The organism is Clostridium nitrophenolicum (assembly GCF_055391695.1).
This window is the reverse complement of record NZ_AP042469.1, coordinates 3,786,521-3,811,007: the sequence shown is the minus strand read 5'-3', so window position 1 is coordinate 3,811,007 and position 24,487 is coordinate 3,786,521. Positions and strand designations below refer to the sequence as shown.

Below are 24,487 nucleotides of genomic sequence, written 5' to 3'. Positions count from 1 at the left end.
TGAGTATGATAGGTAACAGTATAGAGATACCATGTGTTTTTGTATGTGTAAGTGGATTTAAAGAAGTTCTACTAAGGGAAATCCTTGCTGGAATAGAAGAAGAGGGAATTCCCTCTAGGTTGATAAATATGGAGCTTAATGATGCTACCATGGTTAGAGAAGTTCATGGAGCAGCTCAACAATCAAAAATAGGTATAGCTATTGGGGCTATAAACGACAGAATAATCCTTCATTACGGTAAACTTAGAGAAGATAAACCACTTATAGATATAAGATTAAATTTATATGAAAAAGAAAAGGCAAGAATGGTTGGATGCAATGCAGCGAGACTTTATAAGATAATGCCTCTTAAGGATATAAAAGTCGCTGACGTAGAGTTGATAGAAAAAATAAGAACATCGGTTATTTCGGTTATAGATAAGTTAAATGTTAAAGTTTCCTGAATAAGTTTTTAAACTATAAGAACTTGAATTTAAAATATTTTACAAATTTTAGGGAGGGGTTTTAATGAATGGAGAAGCCCTCGGTGTTATTGAAGCCGTTGGAATGGCTGCAGCAATAGAAGCGGCAGATAGTTGTGTTAAGTCAGCTAATGTAGAACTAATTGGATATGAACTAACTAAAGGATCAGGATTAGTGGCCATTAAGATAAGAGGAAATGTAGGAGCAGTAAAAGCTGCCATTGAAGCAGCAAAAGCTAGCGCATCTAGAATTAATAAAGTATATGCAACACTTATTATACCAAGACCATCTGCTGGGTTAGAAAGAATTATCGAACCTAATTCCGTTTCGGAAATAAAAGAGAATGTCAAAGAGGACATTGAAGAAGAGATTAGAGAAGATATCAGAGAAGATGTCGAAGAGGACATCAAAGTAGAAATTAAAGAAGATGGCAAAGAAGATATCAAAAAAGATATCAAAGATAGTATCAATGAAGATACTATCGAAAATGTAAAAGAGGATATTGAGGAAGATATTAAGGAATATACTAAGTTGGTGGATACTGATAATTATTATGAAAATGAACAAGAAGATGAAAATAAAGTTAATGATCATAAGAATTCTAATGAGTTTCTAAATGGCGGCAACTTTTTAAATGAAGAAAGCGATGATATATGTAATATATGTCACGATCCCAGGTGTCAGAGAAAGAAGGGACAACCGAGAAATTTATGCATTCATTACAAAAGGACTTGAAGGTGATATTAGATGATAAATATAGACGAAACTCTAATAAGAGATATAGTTTCAGACATTGTTAGTAAGGCTGAGATAAAAAATAGGCAATTCTCAATACCGCTAGGTATATCTAATAGACATATCCATGTCAGCCAGGAAGACTTAGAGCGTTTATTTGGTAAAGGATATGAACTTACAGTAAAAAATAATGTGAAGCAGCCAGGACAGTTTGCTGCCAACGAGACCGTAACTATTGCAGGACCTAAAGGTTCTTTCCAAAAGGTAAGAATTTTAGGTCCTGTAAGAAAATATAGCCAAATTGAAATATCTAGAACAGATGCCTTTGCATTAGGTATAAAACCACCGGTTAGAAACTCTGGAGATCTTGAAGGGTCAGCAAGTCTTTCAGTTATTGGGCCAAAGGGTATGTTAGTTTTTAACAATAAGGTTATTTGCGCTAAAAGACATGTCCATATGACGGCAGACCAGGCAAAGGTTTATGGAGTAAAAGATGGAGATCTAGTAAATGTAGAAACTGCTGGAGATAAGGGCGCAATATTTAAAAATGTTCTTATAAGGGTTAGTAGTGAGTCAGCTCTCGAGTTTCACTTAGATACAGATGAAGCTAATTCAGCAGAGTTAAAGAATAATGAGTTTGTTAGGATAATGAGTAAGAGCAGGTGATAAATGTGCCGGAAAATATTAATACAGAGGATATTTTAAATAAAGCCAATATGTTTGTTAAGCAAATGGAAGATACCATTGAAAACCCAAATATAATTGGCGAAAAAGAAGAGATTAAAGTTGGAGTGGATTTAGGTACCTGTAATATTGTTATAACAGTATTGGATAAAAACAATGTACCAGTAGCTGGATTAGTTAGACCAGTAATAGAAAAGATGGCTAATATAATTCTACAGCACATAAAAGGCTATGATGTAGAAACTATTTATCTTGTAGGTGGAACCTGCTGCCTTAAAGATATAGAAAAAGTGGTTGAAAAATACACAAATATCAAAACTATAAAACCATACAATCCTTTGTTAGTAACACCTATAGGTATCGCTATGAGTAGTGCCAAGTAAGTGAGGTGAGTAAATGGACATTGAGAATTTACTAAAAGTTATAGTTGCTCAGCTGATAGGGATGATGAATAAGAGAGTGCTTCTGTTCATATCTGGTGGTGCAGTAAACTTAAAGGACATATTTGAAACATTGGCTTCTATGAAACTTCTGCAATATGACATAGTAATGACTGAACATGCAAAACAAATTATACCACAGCATTATTTAGATAACTTAAATCACAGAGTAATAGATTGTAAAATTGAGTTAACTAAGGCCGTAAAAGAGGATGACTTCATATTAGTACCAATAATGACAAGGAACACTTTAGCTAAGTGTGCCACAGGCATTCAGGATAACTTAGTCACCACTGGTATAGCTGAAGCTCTAATGATGGGCAAAGAGGTAATTGCTGTGAAAGACAGTTTTGACCCTGAAAATTCTAAAAATATATCTTTAGGGTTTAGTAAGAACGAGGCGTATAACAAGTTTATTTTGAGATATCAAGAAAATTTAACTGGTTTCGGCATGAAATTTACTGATGCAAACAGCTTAAAGGATACCATAAACAGTAAGTTTACTATGATTAGTAATGCTGTTGAAAACACACCAACAGATAAAGCTTCCATAAAGGAAGAGATCGTTGTTAGTTCTTCAAATACAGGAGTAAATAGTGTTAAAACTGAAGTTAATCAAACTCTAGTAAATAAAAAAGCGTTATCAGGAATTCTGACAACAGAGGATATTATAATAGCCTCTAATAGCTCTAAAGAAATTCACATCAAAGAAGGCTCTTTAATTACGCCTATGGCAAAAGATTATATATATAACAATAAAATTAATGTTAAATATTGTTAATAAATAAGAAGGAGCATAGTTATGTTTTTGGCAAGAGTTGTTGGAAAAGTTGTTTCCACACAAAAAGATCCAAAATTTATTGGAAGTAAACTTCTAATAGTTAAAAAAATAGATGAAAAGGAAAATGTATCAGGGGAGCCGCAGGTAGCTATTGATACAGTAGGTGCAGGGATTGATGAAACCGTAATTGTAGTTACAGGAAGCAGCGCAAGGTATACAGATGTTTCTGATAAGGTTGTACCAGCAGATGCTGCAATTATAGGTATTGTTGATTCTATTGAATGGAATCAAGGTTAGTAGGTGGTGAGAACATGAAAATATACACCAAAACTGGCGACAGAGGAAGTACTAGTCTCGTTGGTGGAGACAGAACAGATAAATATGATTTAAGAGTATGGGCTTATGGAAGTATAGACGAAGCAAACTCATCCATTGGTGTGGGTAGGGTATATATCAAAGAAAGCAAGCTATCGGAAAAACTTTTAAGAATTCAAAAGACTCTTTTTGAAGTTGGTGCTGAGCTTGCTTCTATTGGAACAAGTTATTATAAATCGAGAATAAAGGACGAGGATATCACATTTCTTGAAAAAATAATAGATGAACTAGATAAGTTAAAGCCTTCACATAATGGATTTATAGTGCCTGGAGGAACAATAGAATCAGCTCATCTTGACGTTGCAAGAACAGATATCAGAAGAGCAGAAAGATATGCAGCAGAGCTTAGAACTTCTTATGAAATTAGTGATAACCTGCTGAAATATATCAATAGACTATCCGATGCTATTTATGTTATAGCTAGGTACTTTGATTACAAAGATATAATAAAAAAGGCAGAAGAGAAGATAAATATTCTTAAACAAAGTAGTAAAAAAACAGAGCAGTCTTTAGTACAGATAGCCAATAAGAATATGATTAAAAGGAAAACCGCTGAGTATATAACACAAAAATGTATAGAAAAGTCATACGAAATAGGAGTACCTATGGTTATCTGTGTGGTGGACATAAGTGGAAATATCATATTACTTGAACGTATGGATGATTCTCTTTTAGTAGGTATAGAAGTAGCCATGAAAAAAGCATATACTGCTGCAGCACTTAAAACTGCAACACATGAGCTGCATCAATTGTCTTTACCAAGTGGAGAACTTTATGGACTTAACAATCTAGAAAAAATAATCACCTTCGGCGGTGGATTTCCGATAAAGGTAGATAATCAGATAGTTGGTGCAATAGGAGTTAGTGGTGGCACAGTTGAACAGGATATGCAGGTAGCGGAATATGGAGTAAAAGTTTTTGAGGAGGTATTATTCAATGGAATTAACTAGCAGTGAGATGTCATTAATAATAGAAAAAGTTTTGAAGGAAATGAGTGCAAGAGACATAAAAGAAGAAGTTAGCGACGGAATATTTGAAACTATAGATGAAGCCATAGAAGCAGCTTATAAAGCTCAGAAGAAATATTCAGAGTACACAATAGAGCAGCGTGAAAAGCTAATAGCTGCAATGAGAAAAGCTATAATAGATAACGCTATGGCTATAGCAACTCTTTGTGTTAATGAATCAGGAATGGGAAGAATTGATCATAAATATTTAAAGTTGAAACTAACTGCAGAGAAAACACCAGGTACTGAAGTATTAGGAACTGCTGCTTATGCAGGGGATAAGGGCCTTACCCTAATAGAACAAGGGGCTTTTGGTGTTATTGGATCAATTACACCATCTACTAATCCAGCAGCAACAGTTGCCTGCAACAGTATAGGAATGTTAGCATCAGGAAACACTGTTGTATTTTCGCCACACCCAGGAGCCTTCAATGCATCATTAACAATGGTTAGAGAATTGAATAAGGCGATAAGAGAAGCTGGTGGACCAGATAACTTGATTACATCAGTAAAGAAGCCTTCCTTAGAAAGCACTAATGTAATGTTAAAGCATGAAAAAATAAGAATGTTAGTTGCTACAGGAGGACCAGCAATAGTAAAGATGGTTCTTTCTTCAGGAAAGAAAGCTATCGGAGCTGGAGCTGGAAACCCACCAGTTGTAGTGGATGAAACAGCAGATATAAAAAAGGCTGCAAGAGATATAATTGCAGGATGTACTTTTGATAATAATCTGCCTTGTATAGCAGAAAAAGAGGCTATAGTAGTTGAAGCAGTTTATGAAGATTTAATAAAAGAAATGAAAGATAACAGAGCGGTTTATGAGTTAAATGATGAAGAAGCTGATAAGGTAGCTAAGTTAGTTTTAGTTCATAACCAAGAGAATAACACTCACTCTGTAAATAAAAACTTTGTTGGAAAAGATGCTAAGTATATACTACAGCAGGTAGGTAAGAACAACGCAGATGAAGTTGAGTGTCTGATATATAGAGCAGATAACAGCCATCCATTTGTTCAAGAAGAACTTATGATGCCTATTCTTCCTATAGTTAAAGCAAAAGATTTTGAAGAAGCATTAAAGATGGCTATTCAAGATGAACATGGCAACAGACACACAGCTATAATGCATTCTAAGAATGTAGACAACCTAACAAGAATGGCTAGGGAGATAGATACTACAATATTTGTGAAGAATGCTCCATCCTATGCTGGTATTGGATTTGGCGGAGAAGGACACACAACATTCACTATCGCAGGTCCTACTGGAGAAGGGTTAACTAACGCAGCTTCCTTTACTAGACAAAGAAGATGTACTATGGTAGGTTCTTTTAAAATAGTATAGTTGAGTATTTTAAAGTACCCCAAGTCTCAATTATAAAAGAGAGGTGTAATTGTGAATTTACTTGAAAAAATCCGAAATGCCGGAATTATAGGAGCAGGTGGAGCTGGATTTCCTACCCATGTTAAGTTAAATTGCAAAGTTGAATATTTCATAATAAACGGATTAGAATGTGAGCCATTATTGCAGTCAGATAAGTTTATGATGAGAAACAAAAGTGATGAAATAATACAAGCAGCAGAGGAAATAGGAAAGGCAATAGGAGCAGAGCACATAGTGATAGGTCTAAAGGAAGAATATCATGAGGAAATAAAAGCTCTAAAAAATTCTATAACGAAGTTTAATTCCAGTGTAAAGCTTCATTTAAGCAGAGCTTTTTATCCAGCAGGAGATGAACAGATATTAGTTTATGAGGTAACAGGAAAAACCATACCTCCAGGAGGAATTCCTTTAAATGTAGGAGCGGTGGTAGCAAATTCCGGTACTGTATTCAATGTATTTGAGGCTCTACAAGATACTCCAGTTACCTATAAATTCGTTACTGTTATAGGTGAAGTAGGTGTACCTTCAATTATTAAAGTACCAATAGGCACCGCAGTGAAAGAGGTTTTAGAAAAGTGCGGTGGAGTGAGAGTTAGGGATTACGCTGTAATAATGGGTGGTCCAATGATGGGAAGAAAAATTTCAAAGGAACAAATAGATAGTAGAACAATTACAAAGACCGATGGTGCGATTATAGTTATTCCTGATAATCACTACCTAGCTGTGAGAGAAAAGAATACTATTGAACATATAAAAAATCAAGCTAAATCAGCTTGTATACAATGCCGTTTTTGTACTGATATGTGTCCTAGAAGCTTAATTGGACATCCATTAAGTCCACACAAGATTATGAGGAATATTGCCTTAAGCGAGTCAAGTAGCGAAGTATTAAAAGAAGCTATGATATGCTGCGAGTGTGGAGTATGTGAAATGTATGCATGTCCTATGGGATTATCTCCTAAGAGGGTAAATGTATATTTAAAAGGACAACTAAGAGAAAAGGGAGTCAAGTGGGAAAACAAAACAAATAAATTCACAGCTAATGTATTGAGAGATTATAGGAAAATACCTACAGAGAGATTAGTGGGAAGGTTACAGCTAGATAAGTATAAGAAGCAAAGATTAAAAGAGGGACAGGAAATAAATCCTGCTGAAGTAATGATTTCTCTCAGACAAGGAATTGGCGCAGTTGCGAGTCCAGTTGTTAATGTTGGAGATACTGTGGAAAAAGGACAGCTTATTGGAGCGGTAGAAGAGGGAAAGATGGGATCCAATGTACATGCCAGCATTAGAGGCGTAATTTCTGAAATAAATGATAGCATAGTAATAAAAGATATATAAGCTGAGGTGAAAAAATGATAAGAACTATAGGATTCATAGAATTAAATAGTATAGCAAGAGGAATCGAGGTTGCAGATGAAATGCTTAAATCTGCAGAGATAAATTTACTTTTAGCTAAAACTGTTTGCCCAGGGAAATATGTTATCTTGGTTACAGGTAACGTAGGTGCTGTACAAGCGGCAATCGACCATGGAACAGCCGCTGGTCAGCAATATGTAGTAAATAAATTACTTCTCCCAAATGTTCATCCGCAGGTGATTCCAGCAATTAACGCATCAACTAACGTTGAAAAATTAAAAGATTTAGGAGTATTAGAATTTTTCAGTATCGCATCTGCTATTGTTGCTGCTGATGCTGCTGCTAAATCTGCAAATGTAGAACTAATTGAAGTGAGATTAGGAGTTGGAATAGGGGGAAAGGCCTTTATAACTCTAACTGGGGACATAAGTTCAGTTAACAATGCTGTAACAGTAGGAGCAAATACTGCACTAGAAAGTGGAATGTTAGTGAATAAAGCTGTAATAGCAGCTCCAAATAAGGAATTGTTGCAGTGTCTATTATAATATATTAAGTTTTGTACAAAAGAAGGAGCTATATACTTATGAAGGGAACTAATATTCCGATGAGCTTGGAAGAAGCAAACGTAGATAAAACTAAGTTGCTTAGTAATGTTGAAACTATGGCAGAGGTAATATTAAAGGATAGATGTACGGTTACTAATCCAAGAGCACCTAAAAAAGAAGAGATAATTAAATTATTAAAAGAGGCCCATGGTGGGTAAATAGATTGCTGAGAATTACCCACCACTTGCCAAAGAATATTACAAAGATATTATACCATAAAAAATTTTGTTTACTAATTATGTTTTAAGTTTATTAGTAAGAATTTAGACAAAATGCCATTTATAATCTTTAATATTATAAGATTAAGTTAGGAGGATATATTATGTTTAATATAATTCTGATATTAGCTGCATTTGGAGGAGGCGCATTTGGGGCTTTAATTGGTGCTATACCGGCATTTATTTTCACAGGGGTTATGGGGTTACTCGGAGTAGTTGAGATGCTAGCTAAAGGACCTGGACTTATTGTGCCTAACATAGCCTTTGGAACATTATTTGGACCTCACATAGCCTTTGCTGGTGGAGTAGCAGCAGCAGCTTTTGCAGCAAACAAAAAGAATAATTTAGATGGTGGAATGAATATAGTAGTACCACTTTTAAAAACAAAGGATGATTCTGTTATATTAGTGGGTGGAATATTTGGAATACTGGGATATATCATAAATGCCTTAATAGCTAGTACAGGCTTAAAGATAGATACAGTTGCATTTACTGTAGTTGCATCAGGTCTTATTGCAAGATTAGCATTTGGGAAAACTGGTATTATAGGAAGACCAGAGGATAAAAGCACGAGAACTTTCTTCAATTCAAATAATCTTGGTTTTAATATTTTATGGTCATTAAGCTTAGGTATAGTAATTTCTTATTTAGTAAATCTTACACAAATAAACATCTTAGGTTTTTGTATTAGTGCATCCTCATTGATATTCTTGCAAATGGGTCTAGAATTCCCAGTAACGCATCACATCTCATTGGTTGCAGGGTACGCAACAATTGCTTCAGGAAATATTTTTATAGGTGCAGTGGCTGCTGTTATTGCTTGGTTTGTAGGAAACGCTTTTGAGAATACATTTAACAGCCATTGTGATACACATATAGACCCTCCAGCAGGTACAATAATGATATGTAGCTTCATTATATTTGCGATTTTCCATTAGAATTCTTAAGGTGTTAAATATGCATCTTCTATATACATTTTTAATTGTTTTGGCAAATAAAGCAGCTGTAGTATCAGGAATACTTTTGATTGTAATGGGTTTAAAACAGATTTTTTAGTATTGTATCAAGTTTATTTGATTACTTAAAGAAAAAACTGCTGACAAAATATAATTGTCAGCAGTTTTAATCTACATGTTAATATCCATTACTTCTTAAGCTGTTTAAAGCTCTATATACATTAACTGCTAGATCTGATATTGTTATTTGGTCTTTTGGTCTAAATTTATTGTCAGTATCATTAGTAAGTCCAAGTCCTTTTGATATAGCTACATATCCTGTATTCGCTGGAGTTATATCATTAGCATCGCTATAGGAGAGAGTAAAAATTCCTTTTGCTTGTGCAAGCTTATCATACCCTAGGAGTTTTACTAAAGCTTTAATAGCTTCCTCTTTTGTAACTTTTTCATTTCCATTGAAGTCTCCTGAGTTATCAAGCATTCCATATGAAACTGCCATTTGTAAATACTTATATGTTTCATCGTCTTTTGATCCACTATAATTTATTTTAAGGGTTGGCGAGTTTTCTAACATATAAGGTCTATAACCTTTTGCATTGACAAGAATTTTTACCAGGTTAGCTTTAGTGATTTGCTTATTTAAATCAAAATCTTTAGTGTCAATTATTCCTAATGAAGCTAGAATGCTAAGTTCTTTTTCTACAGGACTTCCCTTAATTTTTGATTTAAATGCTTCAAAATTATTATCAATTTCCTGTCCATTGTAATCTATAAATTTACCCTTAAAAGCATCTATACCATTAAGTTGTCTGTACTGTAATCCATCTAGTACACTATATACTAATTTAACTCCAAGCTCTGAATTTTTGGGATCTTTGCTTGTATTAAAAAGTGTATATTGAAGTTGAGGCTTATAGGTATTAAAGAATATATTCTGTGCATCTGATTTACTTATAACTCCATTAGCTGAAGGTACATTTAAGCTCTTAGTCCATCTGCTGTCAATACTAGTTATTTCACCTGTTGCTGAGTTAAAGCTTATACTAATAGAATCATCCTGATAGGATAATCCATTTACTAACCTATTAAAATTAAATCCATATGATCTATCAAATTGAGGTACATTATTATAATATTCTGTACGCTGGATATATGTTTGCTTAGTATCAATATCTTTAATCTTGTCTGGGAAATATTTTTTTACTATATCTATAGACTTACTATATGCTTGTTCCCAAGTAATTTTTGGTTTGGAATTATCGTTACTTGAGCCAAATTTATCAACAGGATTGAATCTATTTATGGATACTAGCTGTCCTGTTGAAGAGTCTATAGTTATCTGTCCTTGATCTCCAAAATCGTTATTTGTGCCTTTTTTTATAAAATGACTTGACCAGCATGTAAGTCCTGATCCATATATGCCATTGTTATCTTGATAGCTTGTTGACTCAATATCATAGCCATCTCCATATATTTCTTTAATAAATGATTTCATTATTGTTTCAGCAGCATTGTTGGTTAACTCTTTGTCCAACTTTTGCACCGGCTTATAGCTTCCTATAAAAGATTTTTTCTGATTTTCATCTAAATCTGTTACTTTTTTATCCAGTGGATTGTTATTATTATCTAACATTTTACCTTCTTTTGCATCAATGTTAACTCCGCTTGACATATCAGGCATATAGGCAATTTTAGTAGTTTTTGTTTTAGTATCATATCCATATTCATCTCTGTAAGGCACATATTTAAGATCTAAATTTAAGTTATCTTTAAATATTTGATTTGCTTTTTCTTGTGATATAACTCCATCTTGTGAAGGAAGCTGATAATCATTCCATCTGAAGCCATAAGAACGTATTTTACCTGTAATACTGTCCACAGTTACGTTCAAAAAGTTTCCTGAGAAAGGAATATTATTAACTACTCTGCAGTAGTTAAAATTATATGATGTTGGATCTCCTTTCCATCCATAACTCATAGAATCATTTTTTATCAATTTGCATTGTGAAAATTCTTGTGGGTTTATTTTATTTAGAAATTTTACTGCTGCTTCGTTTGCTTGATCTTCTGTTAAAGTTGCAATTCCAGAGGCTTGTCCGCGCAAAGATGTCATAATATCTACATTAGTAACTTTACCGTTTGTAGCATCTACAGAAACATTAATGTTTACATCTTTTTCCTGATCATGAGAATTCCAATTTATCTGCCAACTATAGTTTTTATTGTTAGTACCGAATTGATAATCAGGTGTGAAATTTACATTGGCTTGATATTTTGTGTCATCAATATTAAACTCAAAATAATCTTTTAGAATTTTTTTAGCAATAGATTTTGCTTCATCTTTTGATATTTTAGAATTGTTTTCGCTTATAGCACTTACTATTGTAGTATTAGATGCAGACGTATTGGACGCTGTTTTATCCACTTCCTGTGCATAAACCGGTGATACAAGGCTAAGAGAAATTAGAGCAGTTAGAATAATAGCGTATGTTTTTTTACTCGTCATAGTTATCCCCCTTTGTATATTTTATAGGTAGAAATTATTGATATTTTATTAGACGATACAAAATTGCAAAGTGTTCCCGATTGAGGTAAAATTTTCATTATATAAGTATTATATATGATAAACTAGACACATAGAATACAAATATGTTACATTATGGATATATAATTAGAAATATTTTGTACAAAAGAGGAGGGATAGTTAATTTGAATGCTATAGAATCCCGATATATAAAGAGAAAAATTATCTATGAAAAGTTACTGAAAAAGCAAGTACATTCAATTAATTTTATATCTGCTTTAAGGCTTATAGTTTTTATTGGCGCTGCTGGTTTAGTGATTTTTTCGTATATGATTAAAAAGTACTATTTTAGTATTATAATATTAATTGGATTCGCTATATTGTTTTTAATTTTACTTAATAAACACAGTAGAATTAGACATAATAAAAAATGCTCAACATTGATGTGTGAAATAAATGAGAGCTCTTTAAAACGTCTGAAAGGGGAATGGAAATCTTTTGAAGATGATGGGGCAGACTTTTTAAATGATGACCATAATTATTCGAAGGATTTAGACATTTTTGGAAAAGGATCACTTTTTCAGTACATTAACACTGCTAGTACTTATTTAGGAAGAGAAAAGGTAAAGCACATACTAGCATATCCAAATTATAGTATAGAAGAAATATATGATAGACAGGAGGCAGTAAAAGAGCTTTCCGATAATCTTGGGTGGAGACAGAGATTTATGGCCGAGGGAAAGATAGCTACAGAGGAAAAGAAAAATCCCGAACTATTATTTAAATGGGGAAAAGAGAAAAATAATTTGTTTTGTAGCGGAAAGTTTATCCTTATGACATATATTCTACCGATTATTACAATAGGAGTTATTTTATTGTACTTTTTGCTAGGTAGCATACCATATTATTTTCCACTTATAGCTATAGGAATCCAGATACTTATACTTAAGTTTAACTCTGAGAAAAGCAATAAAATATTAAATGTAGTTTATAAATACAAAAAGGATATAGAAGTATATAGTAAAATGTTAAATCTCATTGAGAAAAAAAGCTTTAAATCTAGCTATTTAGTAAAACTAAAGGAAAATCTTATTAGCGAAAATAAAATAACTGCAACGGAACAGATTAATAAATTATCCAGAGTGGTAAATCTAATCTCAGATAGGGCTAATTTTTTTTATCATATAATAAATATTGTGACTTTTTGGGAATATCACTGCTTAATTAGATTGGAACGCTGGAAAAAAGAATCTGGTGGATGTATAGAACAATGGCTGAACACTATTGCAGAGATTGAAGCCTTATCAAGTCTAGCTGTAATTAAGCATGACTATCCAGAATGGGCAATGCCAGAAATAAAGGAAACTTCTTTAATGTTGGGGGCTAAAAACATAGGGCATCCACTAATAATTAAAAATCGTGTATGTAATAATTTAAAAATAGATAAAGCTGAAAGTATTCTACTTATAACTGGTTCCAATATGTCTGGTAAGAGTACATTGCTTAGAACTGCAGGAATTAACTTAGTTTTAGCCTATGCAGGTGCACCAGTTTGCGCTGATACCTTTTGTTGTTCTATAATGAATATCTATACCTGCATGAGAATAAGCGATAACTTAGAAGAAAATGTATCATCTTTTTATGCAGAACTTTTAAGAATAAGAAAGCTTGTAGATGCTACAAAAGAAAAAGAGCCAGTTTTTTTCTTACTGGATGAGATTTTTAGAGGAACAAATTCTAAAGATAGACATACAGGTGCAAAGGTCTTAATAGAAAAATTAAGTAATGAAAATGCTTTGGGAATGGTGTCAACTCATGACCTTGAACTAGCTGATATAGAAGAGAAAAATAAGAAAGTTAGGAATTATCACTTTAGAGAGCAGTATAAAAATAATGAAATATATTTTGACTACAAATTACGTTTAGGAGTTTCTACAACTAGAAATGCAATATATTTAATGAGGATGGCAGGTATTGATATAGATAACAGTGATATAGGTAGTAAAGATTATGAAACATATTGAAGAAGAGTTAAGGAAAATAAAGGTCATAGACAGGGACGATATTATAAAGTTTAAAAATTATATATATAAAAAGTACCCTGAAAACACAGCAGTAAAAAATGCAAAAATACTTTCAGATACAATTCATCAAGTAATATATACTAAATTAGATGGCATACCTGAAGACTTTAAGTCATCCATTAAAATTATTACTTTAAAAAATACTCTTGGAAGCAGCAAAAACTTAATTACTCTTTATGACATTTTTGATTCTTGTGTAATTGATGAAAATTTAAGAACTAACTTTACAGGAGAACTAATAAGCTGGGTTAATGTACATAGTAACACTAAAATTGAAATGGATGACGCTCAGCTTTATTTACGATCTAAGTATGATAAAGAAGTGAACTCAAATACATTACTAAAAGAGGACATGCATATTGAAAGTAAAGAGATGCCTTCTAACAGTGTTATATCAGTTGAGAGTGAAAGAATACAATTCAATAGTGTTATGTCACTAAATAACTCATGCAGCAGTAATTTTAAACCTACTTTACAAAATGTTTTAAGTTACTTAAATGGTTTAAATTTTCGCAGCTATATAGTAATACTGGCTATTTGTATATTCAGTATATCTTTGAGTAAAGGATTGTTTTTAAAAATAAAAAAAGCTGAATACAAAGATGAAAATTATATTTTTCAAACTGATAAAGCCATAGAAGTCTCTGCTATTCATCCTAATATCCACATGCCTATATACATGAGATATAAAAAAGTAAACGAGGAAAAATTGAAAAACTTTTTAGATAAACGTAATTCCCTTTTAGCTAAAGAGCCTTATTTTTCTACTATACTTTCTGTATCAAAAGAATTTAATTTAAATCCTATTGTACTTTTTTCTGTAGCAGGGCAGGAACAAAGTTTTGTGCCTAAAAATAATCCTAATGCTTTTAAGATAGCCAATAATCCATATAATGTGTTTCATAGTTGGGAAGAGTATAACACCAACATAAAAGATTCCACAAGTATAGCTGCTAGAACATTGATTAATTTGTCTAAAAATACCCCTGAAAATACAGATCCATTTTTATGGATAGGTAAGAAATACGCAGAGGACAGCAAGTGGGGTAGTGGCGTTAGATCTATATTTGAAGAATTAAGTAACTGCGTAAACTAAAAATACAAGAGCTCAAATTTTGTGTATATAAAATTTGAGCTCTCTATTTTGCTAATGATTTGTAATATGACTTTATTTATGATGTTTTAACATTAGCGGATACTGTCTGAAGTAAGTTTATTAGTGTATCCATATCTGAACTTAATTTTTTTAATCCATCCATTCTTGTATTTTGGATAGAAATAACATTGTCTAGTTGTGCTTCAGCATCTTGAAAGTTTCTATTTTTAACATCAGTCTTTACTGTTTGAAAATCTTTTGTTACAGCTCCCTTAGTGGATGATAATGCAGATGTTTCATCCTTTATGGTTTGCAATTGAGCCTTTACTTTAGATAAATCATCATCTGTTAATTTCTTTTTGTTTTGCTTTATACCTTTAGTTAAAGTTTTTATAGTAGCTCTTTTTTCAGATACTTCTTTTCTTAAAGAAGCAATTGTCTGGTGGTTTTGTTTTATTGTATCTTTTTTAGGTGTTATAGTAGCTTTATATTGCTGTAATTCTTGTCTATTAGCAATTTTCTGTTGTTTTGTTAATCCATTTCCTAAGTTATTTGCACTGCTAGTTGTTCCTTCAGCGTTAACAGATATTGCAGGTACAAAAAGGGAAGCAGTAATCAATGCTGAAACAATTTTAAATTTTAAACTTTTCATTTTTACATCTCCTTATTTTAAATTATTTATTAATTAAGTTTAACATCTTAGTTTGGGATAAATCTCCGATAGACTGTGGCAGAATTGTGGCAGAGATACTTCAAATATGGGATAAATAATTTATGAGTGATATAATAAAAATAATTGTTGAGTAAGCTAAAGGTGGTGCTGACATGGAAAAAAAGCTAATATACATTGCAGATGATGAAATAAGGATACAGGAGTTAATAAAAATGTTTCTTGAAAAAGAGGGTTATGATGTACAGGTTTTTTCGAATGGAGAAAGGCTTTTGAAAGCTTTTATGAAAAGACCTTCAGATATGCTGATTTTAGACATTATGATGCCTCAGCTTGATGGCCTCACCTTGTGTTCTGAAGTTAGGAAAGAAAGTAATGTACCAATTATTATAATATCAGCAAAAGATAGTGAATCTGATAAAATAGCTGGACTCATGCTCGGAAGTGATGATTATATGACAAAACCTTTCAGTCCTGTAGAATTAGTTCTGAGAGTAAAAAGTATATTTAGAAGAATGGAATTTGAGAAGGTACCAAAAGTGAGCCAGGAAGATATAACTGTTTCTGACGTAACTATTCATATTGACGGTAGATATGCAGTTTGTAATGGGCAGAATTTAAAGCTTACACCAATGGAATTTAACCTATTATTGTATCTTGCTAAAAATGTGAATAAAGGAATATCCCGTGAAGAGCTTTTAAATAAGGTATGGGGATTCGATAGTGAGGTGGATACTAGAGCCACAGACGATATGATAAAAAGAATTCGCAAAAAGATTGCAGGAACGAGATCTTCACTAAAAATAGAGACTTTATGGGGATTTGGATTTAAAATATCGGATCAAAGTTAACATGAAAGGAATGTATCCATGAAACCTTATAAAATAACAATAAAGAAAAGAATTTTCTTTTCACATATAGCAATAATTTTGATTTCTTTGATTTTAACTGCAGCAGTGTTTGATGCATGTCTTAGAATTTTTGTTAGGACACAGACTAAAAAGCAGCTTATAATTGCAGGAGATATTGTTAAAAAATCAATGTCTGAAGATTTGCAGGATCTAAATATTATAATACAAGGCAAAAATAATAAAGAACTTATAAAAAGTATGTTAGAAATTAATAAAACTTTGAGAAAGACTCAATCTTTTTTAGATATTAACTATGCCATATTTGGAAAAAATAAAAATATAATTTACCCTTTAAAAGAAAGCAACCAGGAGTATTTATTGTTACAAAACAGCTTACTTCCTATGATAAACAAGAAAAAATTGATAACATCTGAAACAAAGAAGAATAATGTGTTTTATTTTAATGCATCAAGAAAAAGGTATGCAGCTACAATATATCCATTGGAATCCTCAAATAACTTGAAAGAGGGTTATTTATTGATTTATTCTGATCTTGATAAAAGCAGCAAGCTTACAACTATTGTTAATATAATGCTCTTATCGATAATGGTTATTGCAGCAATTATTGCTCTGATAATATCGAATAATGTATCTGAAAAGATATCACGACCTATTTCTCAACTTAGTAAATATGCAAACAAAATTGGTGAAAGAAAATATGACATAGAACCTATAAAATACAATGATGACGAGATAGGGCAGCTGGCAGAAACCATGTATTCTATGACGCAGAAGCTTTCTGCCTATGATAGCACTATGAAAACATTTATGCAAAATGCTTCACATGAACTACGTACCCCCCTTATGTCAATACAAGGATATGCTGAAGGTATAAAGTACGGTGTGGTAGATGATCAGAATAAAGCTGTTGATATTGTAATAGAAGAAAGTAAAAGACTATCACAATTAGTAGAAGACTTGCTGTACTTATCTAAAATAGATGCTTTGCAGGAAGAAATGAACTTTGAGAGAATAAACACAGAAGATATGATAAGGAGTAGCATTGAAAGAGTAAGTGGAATTGCAGTTAAAAAGGAAAAGATAATCAATTTTTCATCCAATGAAAATAATATAATGCTTTTAGGGGATGAAGAAAAACTTACAAGAGCAATAATTAATATTCTTGGAAACTCACTAAGATATTCTAAAAAATATATAGATGTAACGTTAAAAAAGGAAGGTTCAAAAATAATTATATTATTAGAAGATGATGGTCCAGGTTTCGATGAAAAGGACATAGCAAATATATTTGATAGATTCTATAAAGGAAAGCAGGGCAATTATGGACTTGGTTTAGCCATAACAAAAAGTATTATTGAAAAGCATAATGGAAGTATTGTTGCAGAAAACTGTGTTAAAGGTGGAGCATGTTTTAAAATAACTCTTCCAGGTGGAAGCGATTAAAATTTAAATATTAATTTAAAAAGCCAATGCTAAAGTTTAGCATTGGCTTAAAATTTACAAATTTAAATCCAAAATACCGGTACTCCCATTTTGACACCTATCTCTCGATAGGGGGGTGTCCTCACAGATGTATCTATCGCCCTCAATGCCATAAAAAGGACTCATAAGAAGGTACATATCCTCATCTAAATATTAGACTCCCAAGGTTCTAATGTAGGTTCAAAATAAGAGCTAACGAATATCTCAGAAATTATAGTCTATGTAGATCGTGCACCTTCTGTCGGCAATAATCTACCAGCGTTTCTTACCTAGTTAGCTCAAATTAGGTTGCTCCACGGCACACAAAAGGATTCACTTACCGCTGCTTCCTTCCGGATCTGACGGAGTTTATGAACTTCTGTTGCATGGGACCCAATTCTCAACACCACTTGAGTAAGACTGTCCTAACAGCTTAAAGCCTAAAGAAGGAATTCAATCCTGCTGTAGCGGATTGCAGGTTACAGGGCACCGCTAGCTCCCCATCTAGCACGAATAGTTATTCATTAAAAGTAGTTACTATCTTTCGCTGAGAATATAATAACACATCTAAATCAGCAAAACAAGTGTTCAATGCATAGTAAGTTATTCCTGCTTTGGATGTAGTTCGAATTGCCACAGTATGAAGAAGTAGTTGTAAAGCTTAAGCTCTGATTTATATTTCATTTTATGATATAATTAGAGGATTGGAAATTTCAAATTGTTAAGGAGAAGGAACGTTGAAAGAAGATATATTATTACAAATATTTAATGAAGAAACTAGTGGTAAAAATTATGCTAATGGGCAAAGAGTTTTTAATAATGATTTAGTATCTTCTATAGATATTACTAATGAAGATAAATTAATTTGTATAAATGGTAATGTAATTTCGGAAAATCTCTTTAATGAATATAATACAAAAATTGAGATGGATGCAGAAAAAAAGAGTATTTTTTCTACATATTGCAGCTGTTTAGATTATGAAAAAAATGAGTTTAAAAAAAGGAGTTATTGCTGTAAGCATTTAGTGGCAACTTTTTATAAAGCATTAGAAAAGTTAGTTAACCATCCTCTTTTGATAGAGGAGATTATTCATGATAAAGGTATATTTAAAAATAGAAATAGCTTATTACATATGCTCTTAGGAGATGATGAGAGTAAAGAGGAAATAAAAATTGAGGTTTATATAAATAAAAATGAATGGAGTCATAATATTACTGCTGAATTTAAAATAGGACTTAAGTCTATGAGTTCCAGCAATCTTTATATTTTAAAAGATATTAATCAGTTTTTGGTAGCTCTTTATAATAATATTTCTATAAGTTATGGTAAAAACTTTAGTTTTAATATAAAAAATCAAAGGTTAAGCACAAAGGATAAAAGGCTCATCAATTATATTGAGACTTTGAAAGAGATAAAGGGAAATAATAAAACTGTTTACAGAAGTGAGGATAGCATTGTAGATGGAAAATATATAAATATACCTAAATGTTTGGTTAGAGAATTTTTTGAGGTTATAAAAAATCATAGAGTTTATTTAAATGAAGGGTTCTTCTATAGACCTGTAGAAACTGAAATTTTAAATAAAACTCCACCAATAGAATTTGATTTAAAACTAATAAAGGGAGAATATGTTCTTAAAGCTCTAGGGGGAATGCCACAGGCTTTAGGATGTAACAATAATATTTTCGTATATGGTACATCTGTATATATTCCAGACTACGAATTTTGTTATAAGATAAGTCCATATCTTCAAATATTTAATGAAGCCAAGGTAGTAACTATGGAAGCTACTGAAGAAGAAACTATACTCAGAAAGTTGATCCCGGAACTTAATAGGTTGTCGCCTATAGTTACTCTGTCTAAATCTATAAAGGAAAAAGTAGTAATTGATAAGTGTCACTTCAATTTTTATTTTGATAAAGAAGATGAAGATATTACACTGACAGTAAAGGTTGTGTATGGAGCTTTTGAATTTAATATTTTTGAAGACTGCAGAGAAAAAATTATTTATAGAGATTCTAGAAAAGAATCACAGGTGATTCAAATTCTTAGAACCTTAGGATTTGAAGAAATAAAGGGTAAGTTCTATCTGTTAATGGGAGATGACTACATATTTAGGTTTTTTAAAAGTGAAATAAATAAACTTCAAGAGATGGGAGAAGTTTATTATTCTGAAAATTTTAGAGGTATAAAGTCCATAGGCTCAAAGGGAATTAGTGGAGGTATTAAATCTAATAAATATGATTATTTTGAAATGAATTTTAAAATAGGAGATATTAGTCCTGAAGAGACTGCTGATATATTAAGGTCTTTTAGAGATAATCTTAAATACTATAAACTTAAAAATGGTGAATATATAGATCTAGAAGAATTAGAGCTTAATAGGTTTCTAAAGCTTTTAGACATAGTTTCATCAGAGGATATAGATGATAATTGTATTCAAATCCCTGTAAATAAAGGTGTTTTTTTAAACAACTATTTAGAGGATAATGGCATTAGATTTATAAAAGGCAAAAAAGAGTTAAAGAAAATAAAAGATAAATTTAAAAATATAGAAAATTTAAGTTTTAAGGAACCAGAAGATTTAAAGGGGAATTTAAGAGCATATCAAAAAGTAGGATATAATTGGTTTAAAACCTTAGATTACTTAGGGTTTGGTGGAATTTTAGGTGATGAGATGGGTCTCGGTAAAACTCTCCAAACTATTACTTTTATATTGTCTAATAAGGAAAGTAAATCATTGATTGTAGCTCCTACGTCACTGATATACAATTGGGTAGGTGAATTTGAAAAGTTTGCACCTAAGCTAAAGGTAGCAGCTATCAATGGAACTAAGGAAGATAGAGAAGATATAATTAAGAAAATAAATGATTATGATGTTTTTATTACAACTTATAATTTATTAAAAAGGGATTTAGAAAGCTACAATGAAATTGAATTTGATTATTGTATATTGGATGAAGCTCAAAATATAAAAAATTCAAACTCTCAAAATGCGATAGCTGTTAAGAAAATAAAAGCAAAAAGGAGATTTGCACTATCAGGGACACCAGTAGAAAATTCTCTTATGGAATTGTGGTCTATATTTGACTTTATAATGCCAGGATACCTATATGATGAAAAGAGATTTAGTGTAAGGTATCATAAAAAACTTAGAGAAAGTCCAGAAGTTTTAGAGGATTTAAATAGACTAATAAAGCCATTTATTCTTAGAAGAAAAAAAAGAGATGTTATAAAGGAATTGCCTGATAAGATAGAAAAAACATTAGTGGTGAATTTGGAGGATGAACAAAAGAAAGTTTATAAAACTTATGCCAACTACGCAGTTGAACTTATTCAAAAGAAGGTAAAGGATTATGAATTCCAAAGTAGCAAAATAGAAATACTTTCTTATATAACAAAACTAAGACAGTTGTGTTTAGATCCAATGGTATTAATGAAAGATTATAGCGGTGGTAGTGGAAAAATAGAAGCATTAGTTGAACTTATTCATAAGAGCATAGAAGAAGGGCATAGAGCATTGATATTTTCTCAATTCACATCTGTTCTTAAGAATATTGGGAAAAGAATTAATGCTGAAGGAATATCTTTTAATTACCTAGATGGTTCTATGTCTTCAGAAAAAAGAATGAGTATGGTAAAAGCTTTTAATGATGGAGAAAACTCAGTATTTCTGATAAGCTTGAAGGCTGGGGGAACGGGATTGAATTTAACCTCTGCAGACCTAGTAATTCATTTTGACCCTTGGTGGAATCCAGCGGTGGAGGAGCAAGCCACAGATAGAGCCCATAGAATAGGTCAAAAGAATGTGGTAGAGGTTATAAAAATTATAGCTAAAGACACTATTGAGGAAAAAATACTATTACTCCAAGAAGAAAAGAAAAAGCTTATATCAGGAATTTTGGGGGATGAATTGACTAGTGGTGATAGCTTTGCTACTTTGAATGAGGAAGAAATACTGGGATTATTTGGAATGTAAGGAGCTGATAATAAATTCAGCTCCTATTTATTTACATAATACTCCAAGGTAAAACAATATAAATCATATAGTAAATATAAGAAATTACATAATTAACATTTTAGTATAAAATATTACATTTTGTATGATATAATAGATTATACGAAAAATTTAACTACATTTAAGGGGGAATTAAAGGTGATTGACTTTGAAAATTTAAAAACATTAAAATGGCCACCAACTAATGAAGAGCAGAAACAAGAGGGATATGTTTCAAGAGAAGTATCAGAAGAACCTACAACAGAAAGAGGTAGAATAATTAAAAAAAGATTACTAGAAGCTAGGTGTATGCTTGACCCAGAATTTAGTGTACTTTATACAGAGGAATGGAAGAGAGCAGAAGGTGAACCACTTCTTATTCGTAGAGCAAGAGCATATAAGTATGCTATTGAAAATATAACACCAGCAATACAACCATATGAGCTTATTACTATGCAGAAAACTAGATATATGAGAGGCGCACCAGTATATCTACAATATAGTCAAAAATTTTATTCACATATGATTGGAAAGGCTGAAAACTCAGGTGATGAAGTTTATGATGTTGGAGTAGGAGGAGGCCGTAGTCATAAAGAAGGCAAAGGTCTAATTGAGATGGGTACCTTTGCAATGAAAGAAGAAGATGCAGAGCCTTTAATTGAGTCCTGTAAGTTTTGGGAAGGCAAATGTATTGAAGATGAGTCGGACAAGTTCTTAAAAGAAACTATGCCTGAATACGATGACCTTGATAATGCATTTAAAACTGTAATATTTCCTCCAAGTGTTATATCAATTATGGAAGGAAGATGGATACCAGCCTATGATATGATTGTTGAGAGAGGGCTAGAGGATATTATACAGGAATGTAAGGAAAAAGTTAAAAATACTGTTCCTACTAGTAGAGAGGTTGCTGAAAAGGTTTTATTTTGGAGAGCAACTATATTAGCTTGCGAAGGTGTTATAAATTGGACTAAAAATTATGCTGACAAGGCAGAGGAAATGGCAGCTGAAGAGAAAGATGAACAAAGAAAAAATGAACTATTAAAGATGGCTGAAACTCTAAGATGGGTTCCAGCAAAACCAGCAAGAACCTTCTATGAAGGACTACAGGCAGCTTGGATAGGTCATATATCTATTGCATTAGATGGTCCAATAGTAGGACTTTCTCCAGGGCGTTGGGGACAACTTTTATATCCATTATACAAGAAGGATATAGAAGAAGGAAGGCTAACTAGAGAAGAAGCTGTAGAGCTTATGGAACTTATGAGAGTAAAATTCTCTAGTGAAGAATATGTATCTCCAAGAAGCTGGGAAGCTTTAGCTTCAGGAAACCTATTCCAGCACATGATAGTTGGAGGAGTCACAAGAGATGGAAAATGTGCAGACAACGAGTTAGAAGAAATAATACTTGAAGCAGGCTGCAGCATGCAGACTATTCAACCTACTTTAGGTGTAATGGTAAATTCTAAAACAACTGATAAATTATTAATGAGAGCTGCACAAACTACAAAAACTGGTGCAGGATATCCTGCTTGGTTTAATAATGAAGCTTGTATTCAACATTTATTACAAAACCACAGAGATGAGAATATAACTATTGAAGATGCTAGAGATGTAGGAATGGGTGGTTGCGTTGAAATGCAAATGCAGGGAACATGTCATGGTATATGCCATCCAGGTTTCTTTAATGAGGTTAAGTGCTTGGAAATAGTTTTAAATGATGGAGTAGACCCAAGAACAGGAATACGCTGCACTGAGCCTTTAGGAGACATCAACAGCTATGAAGATTTATGGAATGCGTGGTGCAAAGTAGAAGATAGATTCTTAAGAGTTTATATGCGTTACTGGAACTATGTTATGGCAGTACATAGAGAGATAAGTCCACTTGTTATTGGTTCTGTATTCGTTAAAGACTGTGTTAAAAATGGTAAACCATTAGACTCTAATGGAGCTCGTTACAACAAGTCAGTAACACTATTAAATTCAGGTATGGTAAATGTTGCAAACAGTTTAGCTGCTATTAAACAGTTAGTTTTTGAAAATAAAAAATATACACTAGAAGAGATAAGACATGCATTAAAAGAAAACTTTGGTTTTGAAAGAGCAGATAAGGTTGGGAATTTCTCAATGCTTGAACAAAAACGTATCAGTGGTGGTTTTGAAAGAATACACAGAGATTTATTAAACGCACCTAAATATGGAAATGATGAAGATTATGTAGATTCAATATTTGTTGAGTGTTGGGAGCATTATAATGAAGTATGTTTATCAGAGACAACATACTTAGGACTTCCATGGATACCTGCTGGTTTATCAATATCAGCTCATGGACCTTTTGGACGTGTATGTGGTGCTACACCAGATGGAAAAGTGGCTGGCGTTAGCTTAACTGATGGAGTTCTTTCAGCTACACCAGGAACAGATGTTAACGGACCAATAGCATTATTCCAATCAGGAATTAAGCTAGATTCTGTTAAAATGAGAAGTGTTCAACTTAATATGAAGATACATCCTAATGCAGTTAGGGGAGCAGAAGGCTCTCATAACCTTGTTGATTTAGTTAAATCTTATTTCCATCAGGGAGGATATCATATACAATTTAATATAGTTGACTCTGATATGCTTCGTGATGCTCAATTGCATCCTGAAAAATATCGTGACTTAATTGTCAGAGTAGCAGGTTTTAGCGCTTATTGGGTAGAGCTTTCAAAGCCAATACAGGATGAAATAATAGCAAGAACAGAGTATAATGCTACAAGTATATAGAATAAGAAAGAGAGCA

General features: G+C 32.3%; 19 protein-coding genes, 2 other RNA genes and 1 pseudogene. 18 read left to right on the top strand and 4 right to left on the bottom strand.

Annotated elements, in window-relative coordinates; all coding sequences use genetic code 11:
* The first annotated feature begins 5 nt into the window (after positions 1-5).
* The 12 genes and pseudogenes from ACZ5N4_RS18075 to ACZ5N4_RS18020 all read left to right on the top strand — a co-directional run bounded on the left by ACZ5N4_RS18075 (position 6) and on the right by ACZ5N4_RS18020 (position 8,982).
* Positions 6-443 carry a glycerol dehydratase reactivase beta/small subunit family protein gene (locus ACZ5N4_RS18075; protein WP_464203900.1) on the top strand — a complete coding sequence of 146 codons (438 nt, stop codon included), beginning with the start codon at positions 6-8 and terminating at the stop codon, positions 441-443.
* A 64-nt stretch (positions 444-507) separates the two neighbouring features.
* On the top strand, positions 508-1,197 hold the full coding sequence (locus tag ACZ5N4_RS18070; RefSeq protein WP_464203898.1) for a BMC domain-containing protein: 690 nt from the start codon (positions 508-510) through the stop codon (positions 1,195-1,197).
* Between the two features lie 12 nt (positions 1,198-1,209).
* Positions 1,210-1,863, top strand: a complete 654-nt coding sequence (gene pduL / locus ACZ5N4_RS18065) for a phosphate propanoyltransferase (RefSeq protein WP_464203897.1) — start codon at positions 1,210-1,212, stop codon at positions 1,861-1,863.
* Positions 1,864-2,054: 191 nt separating this feature from the next.
* Positions 2,055-2,264 (top strand): annotated as a pseudogene (locus ACZ5N4_RS18060) (ethanolamine utilization protein EutJ); the annotation flags it as partial.
* A gap of 13 nt (positions 2,265-2,277) precedes the next feature.
* Positions 2,278-3,102 carry a flavoprotein gene (locus ACZ5N4_RS18055; protein WP_464203896.1) on the top strand — a complete coding sequence of 275 codons (825 nt, stop codon included), beginning with the start codon at positions 2,278-2,280 and terminating at the stop codon, positions 3,100-3,102.
* 21 nt (positions 3,103-3,123) lie between these two features.
* A complete protein-coding gene (locus tag ACZ5N4_RS18050; RefSeq protein WP_464203894.1) occupies positions 3,124-3,399 on the top strand; it encodes a EutN/CcmL family microcompartment protein in 276 nt (91 codons plus the stop codon).
* On the top strand, positions 3,384-4,427 hold the full coding sequence (locus ACZ5N4_RS18045) for a cob(I)yrinic acid a,c-diamide adenosyltransferase (protein WP_464203892.1): 1,044 nt from the start codon (positions 3,384-3,386) through the stop codon (positions 4,425-4,427). The genes ACZ5N4_RS18050 and ACZ5N4_RS18045 overlap by 16 nt, the downstream gene beginning before the upstream one ends.
* The gene (locus ACZ5N4_RS18040) at positions 4,414-5,823 is read left to right on the top strand and encodes an aldehyde dehydrogenase family protein (RefSeq protein ID WP_464203891.1); all 1,410 of its coding nucleotides are present in this window, start codon (positions 4,414-4,416) and stop codon (positions 5,821-5,823) included. The genes ACZ5N4_RS18045 and ACZ5N4_RS18040 overlap by 14 nt, the downstream gene beginning before the upstream one ends.
* A gap of 51 nt (positions 5,824-5,874) precedes the next feature.
* Positions 5,875-7,203, top strand: a complete 1,329-nt coding sequence (locus ACZ5N4_RS18035) for a 4Fe-4S dicluster domain-containing protein (RefSeq protein ID WP_464203890.1) — start codon at positions 5,875-5,877, stop codon at positions 7,201-7,203.
* Positions 7,204-7,217: 14 nt separating this feature from the next.
* Positions 7,218-7,766, top strand: coding sequence for a BMC domain-containing protein (locus ACZ5N4_RS18030; RefSeq protein ID WP_464203889.1), 549 nt, complete (start codon positions 7,218-7,220; stop codon positions 7,764-7,766).
* Between the two features lie 38 nt (positions 7,767-7,804).
* Positions 7,805-7,984, top strand: coding sequence for a hypothetical protein (locus ACZ5N4_RS18025; protein ID WP_464203888.1), 180 nt, complete (start codon positions 7,805-7,807; stop codon positions 7,982-7,984).
* 164 nt (positions 7,985-8,148) lie between these two features.
* Positions 8,149-8,982 carry a DUF7973 family transport facilitator gene (locus ACZ5N4_RS18020; RefSeq protein WP_464203887.1) on the top strand — a complete coding sequence of 278 codons (834 nt, stop codon included), beginning with the start codon at positions 8,149-8,151 and terminating at the stop codon, positions 8,980-8,982.
* Between the two features lie 196 nt (positions 8,983-9,178).
* On the opposite strand, the gene ACZ5N4_RS18015 is transcribed toward ACZ5N4_RS18020, so the two are convergent.
* Entirely contained in the window at positions 9,179-11,506 is a 2,328-nt protein-coding gene (locus ACZ5N4_RS18015; RefSeq protein ID WP_464203886.1) for a YcdB/YcdC domain-containing protein, read from the bottom strand.
* A 203-nt stretch (positions 11,507-11,709) separates the two neighbouring features.
* Between ACZ5N4_RS18015 and ACZ5N4_RS18010 the strand changes: the two genes are divergently transcribed.
* Positions 11,710-13,548, top strand: a complete 1,839-nt coding sequence (locus ACZ5N4_RS18010) for a MutS family DNA mismatch repair protein (protein WP_464203885.1) — start codon at positions 11,710-11,712, stop codon at positions 13,546-13,548.
* On the top strand, positions 13,535-14,704 hold the full coding sequence (locus ACZ5N4_RS18005) for a hypothetical protein (protein WP_464203883.1): 1,170 nt from the start codon (positions 13,535-13,537) through the stop codon (positions 14,702-14,704). Before ACZ5N4_RS18010 ends, ACZ5N4_RS18005 begins: the two co-directional genes overlap by 14 nt.
* A gap of 76 nt (positions 14,705-14,780) precedes the next feature.
* Here ACZ5N4_RS18005 and ACZ5N4_RS18000 read toward each other — a convergent pair whose 3' ends face one another.
* Positions 14,781-15,356: a hypothetical protein gene (locus ACZ5N4_RS18000; protein ID WP_464203882.1), complete on the bottom strand. Its 576-nt coding sequence runs from the start codon at positions 15,354-15,356 to the stop codon at positions 14,781-14,783.
* Between the two features lie 173 nt (positions 15,357-15,529).
* Here ACZ5N4_RS18000 and ACZ5N4_RS17995 point away from each other — a divergent pair, with 173 nt between their 5' ends.
* Positions 15,530-16,225, top strand: a complete 696-nt coding sequence (locus ACZ5N4_RS17995; RefSeq protein WP_464203881.1) for a response regulator transcription factor — start codon at positions 15,530-15,532, stop codon at positions 16,223-16,225.
* 18 nt (positions 16,226-16,243) lie between these two features.
* On the top strand, positions 16,244-17,689 hold the full coding sequence (locus ACZ5N4_RS17990) for a sensor histidine kinase (RefSeq protein WP_464203879.1): 1,446 nt from the start codon (positions 16,244-16,246) through the stop codon (positions 17,687-17,689).
* A 61-nt stretch (positions 17,690-17,750) separates the two neighbouring features.
* Here the strand turns inward: ACZ5N4_RS17990 and ssrS are convergent.
* A non-coding RNA gene (gene ssrS, locus ACZ5N4_RS17985) (6S RNA) lies at positions 17,751-17,942 on the bottom strand.
* Positions 17,943-17,955: 13 nt separating this feature from the next.
* Positions 17,956-18,220: signal recognition particle sRNA large type (gene ffs / locus ACZ5N4_RS17980), an RNA gene on the bottom strand.
* A 224-nt stretch (positions 18,221-18,444) separates the two neighbouring features.
* On the opposite strand from ffs, the gene ACZ5N4_RS17975 reads away from it, so the two are divergent.
* Both ACZ5N4_RS17975 and ACZ5N4_RS17970 read left to right on the top strand, forming a co-directional pair.
* Complete coding sequence (locus tag ACZ5N4_RS17975; protein WP_464203878.1) at positions 18,445-21,687, top strand: DEAD/DEAH box helicase; 3,243 nt, start codon at positions 18,445-18,447, stop codon at positions 21,685-21,687.
* A 177-nt stretch (positions 21,688-21,864) separates the two neighbouring features.
* Positions 21,865-24,471, top strand: a complete 2,607-nt coding sequence (locus ACZ5N4_RS17970; protein WP_464203877.1) for an indoleacetate decarboxylase — start codon at positions 21,865-21,867, stop codon at positions 24,469-24,471.
* The last annotated feature ends 16 nt before the right edge of the window (positions 24,472-24,487 follow it).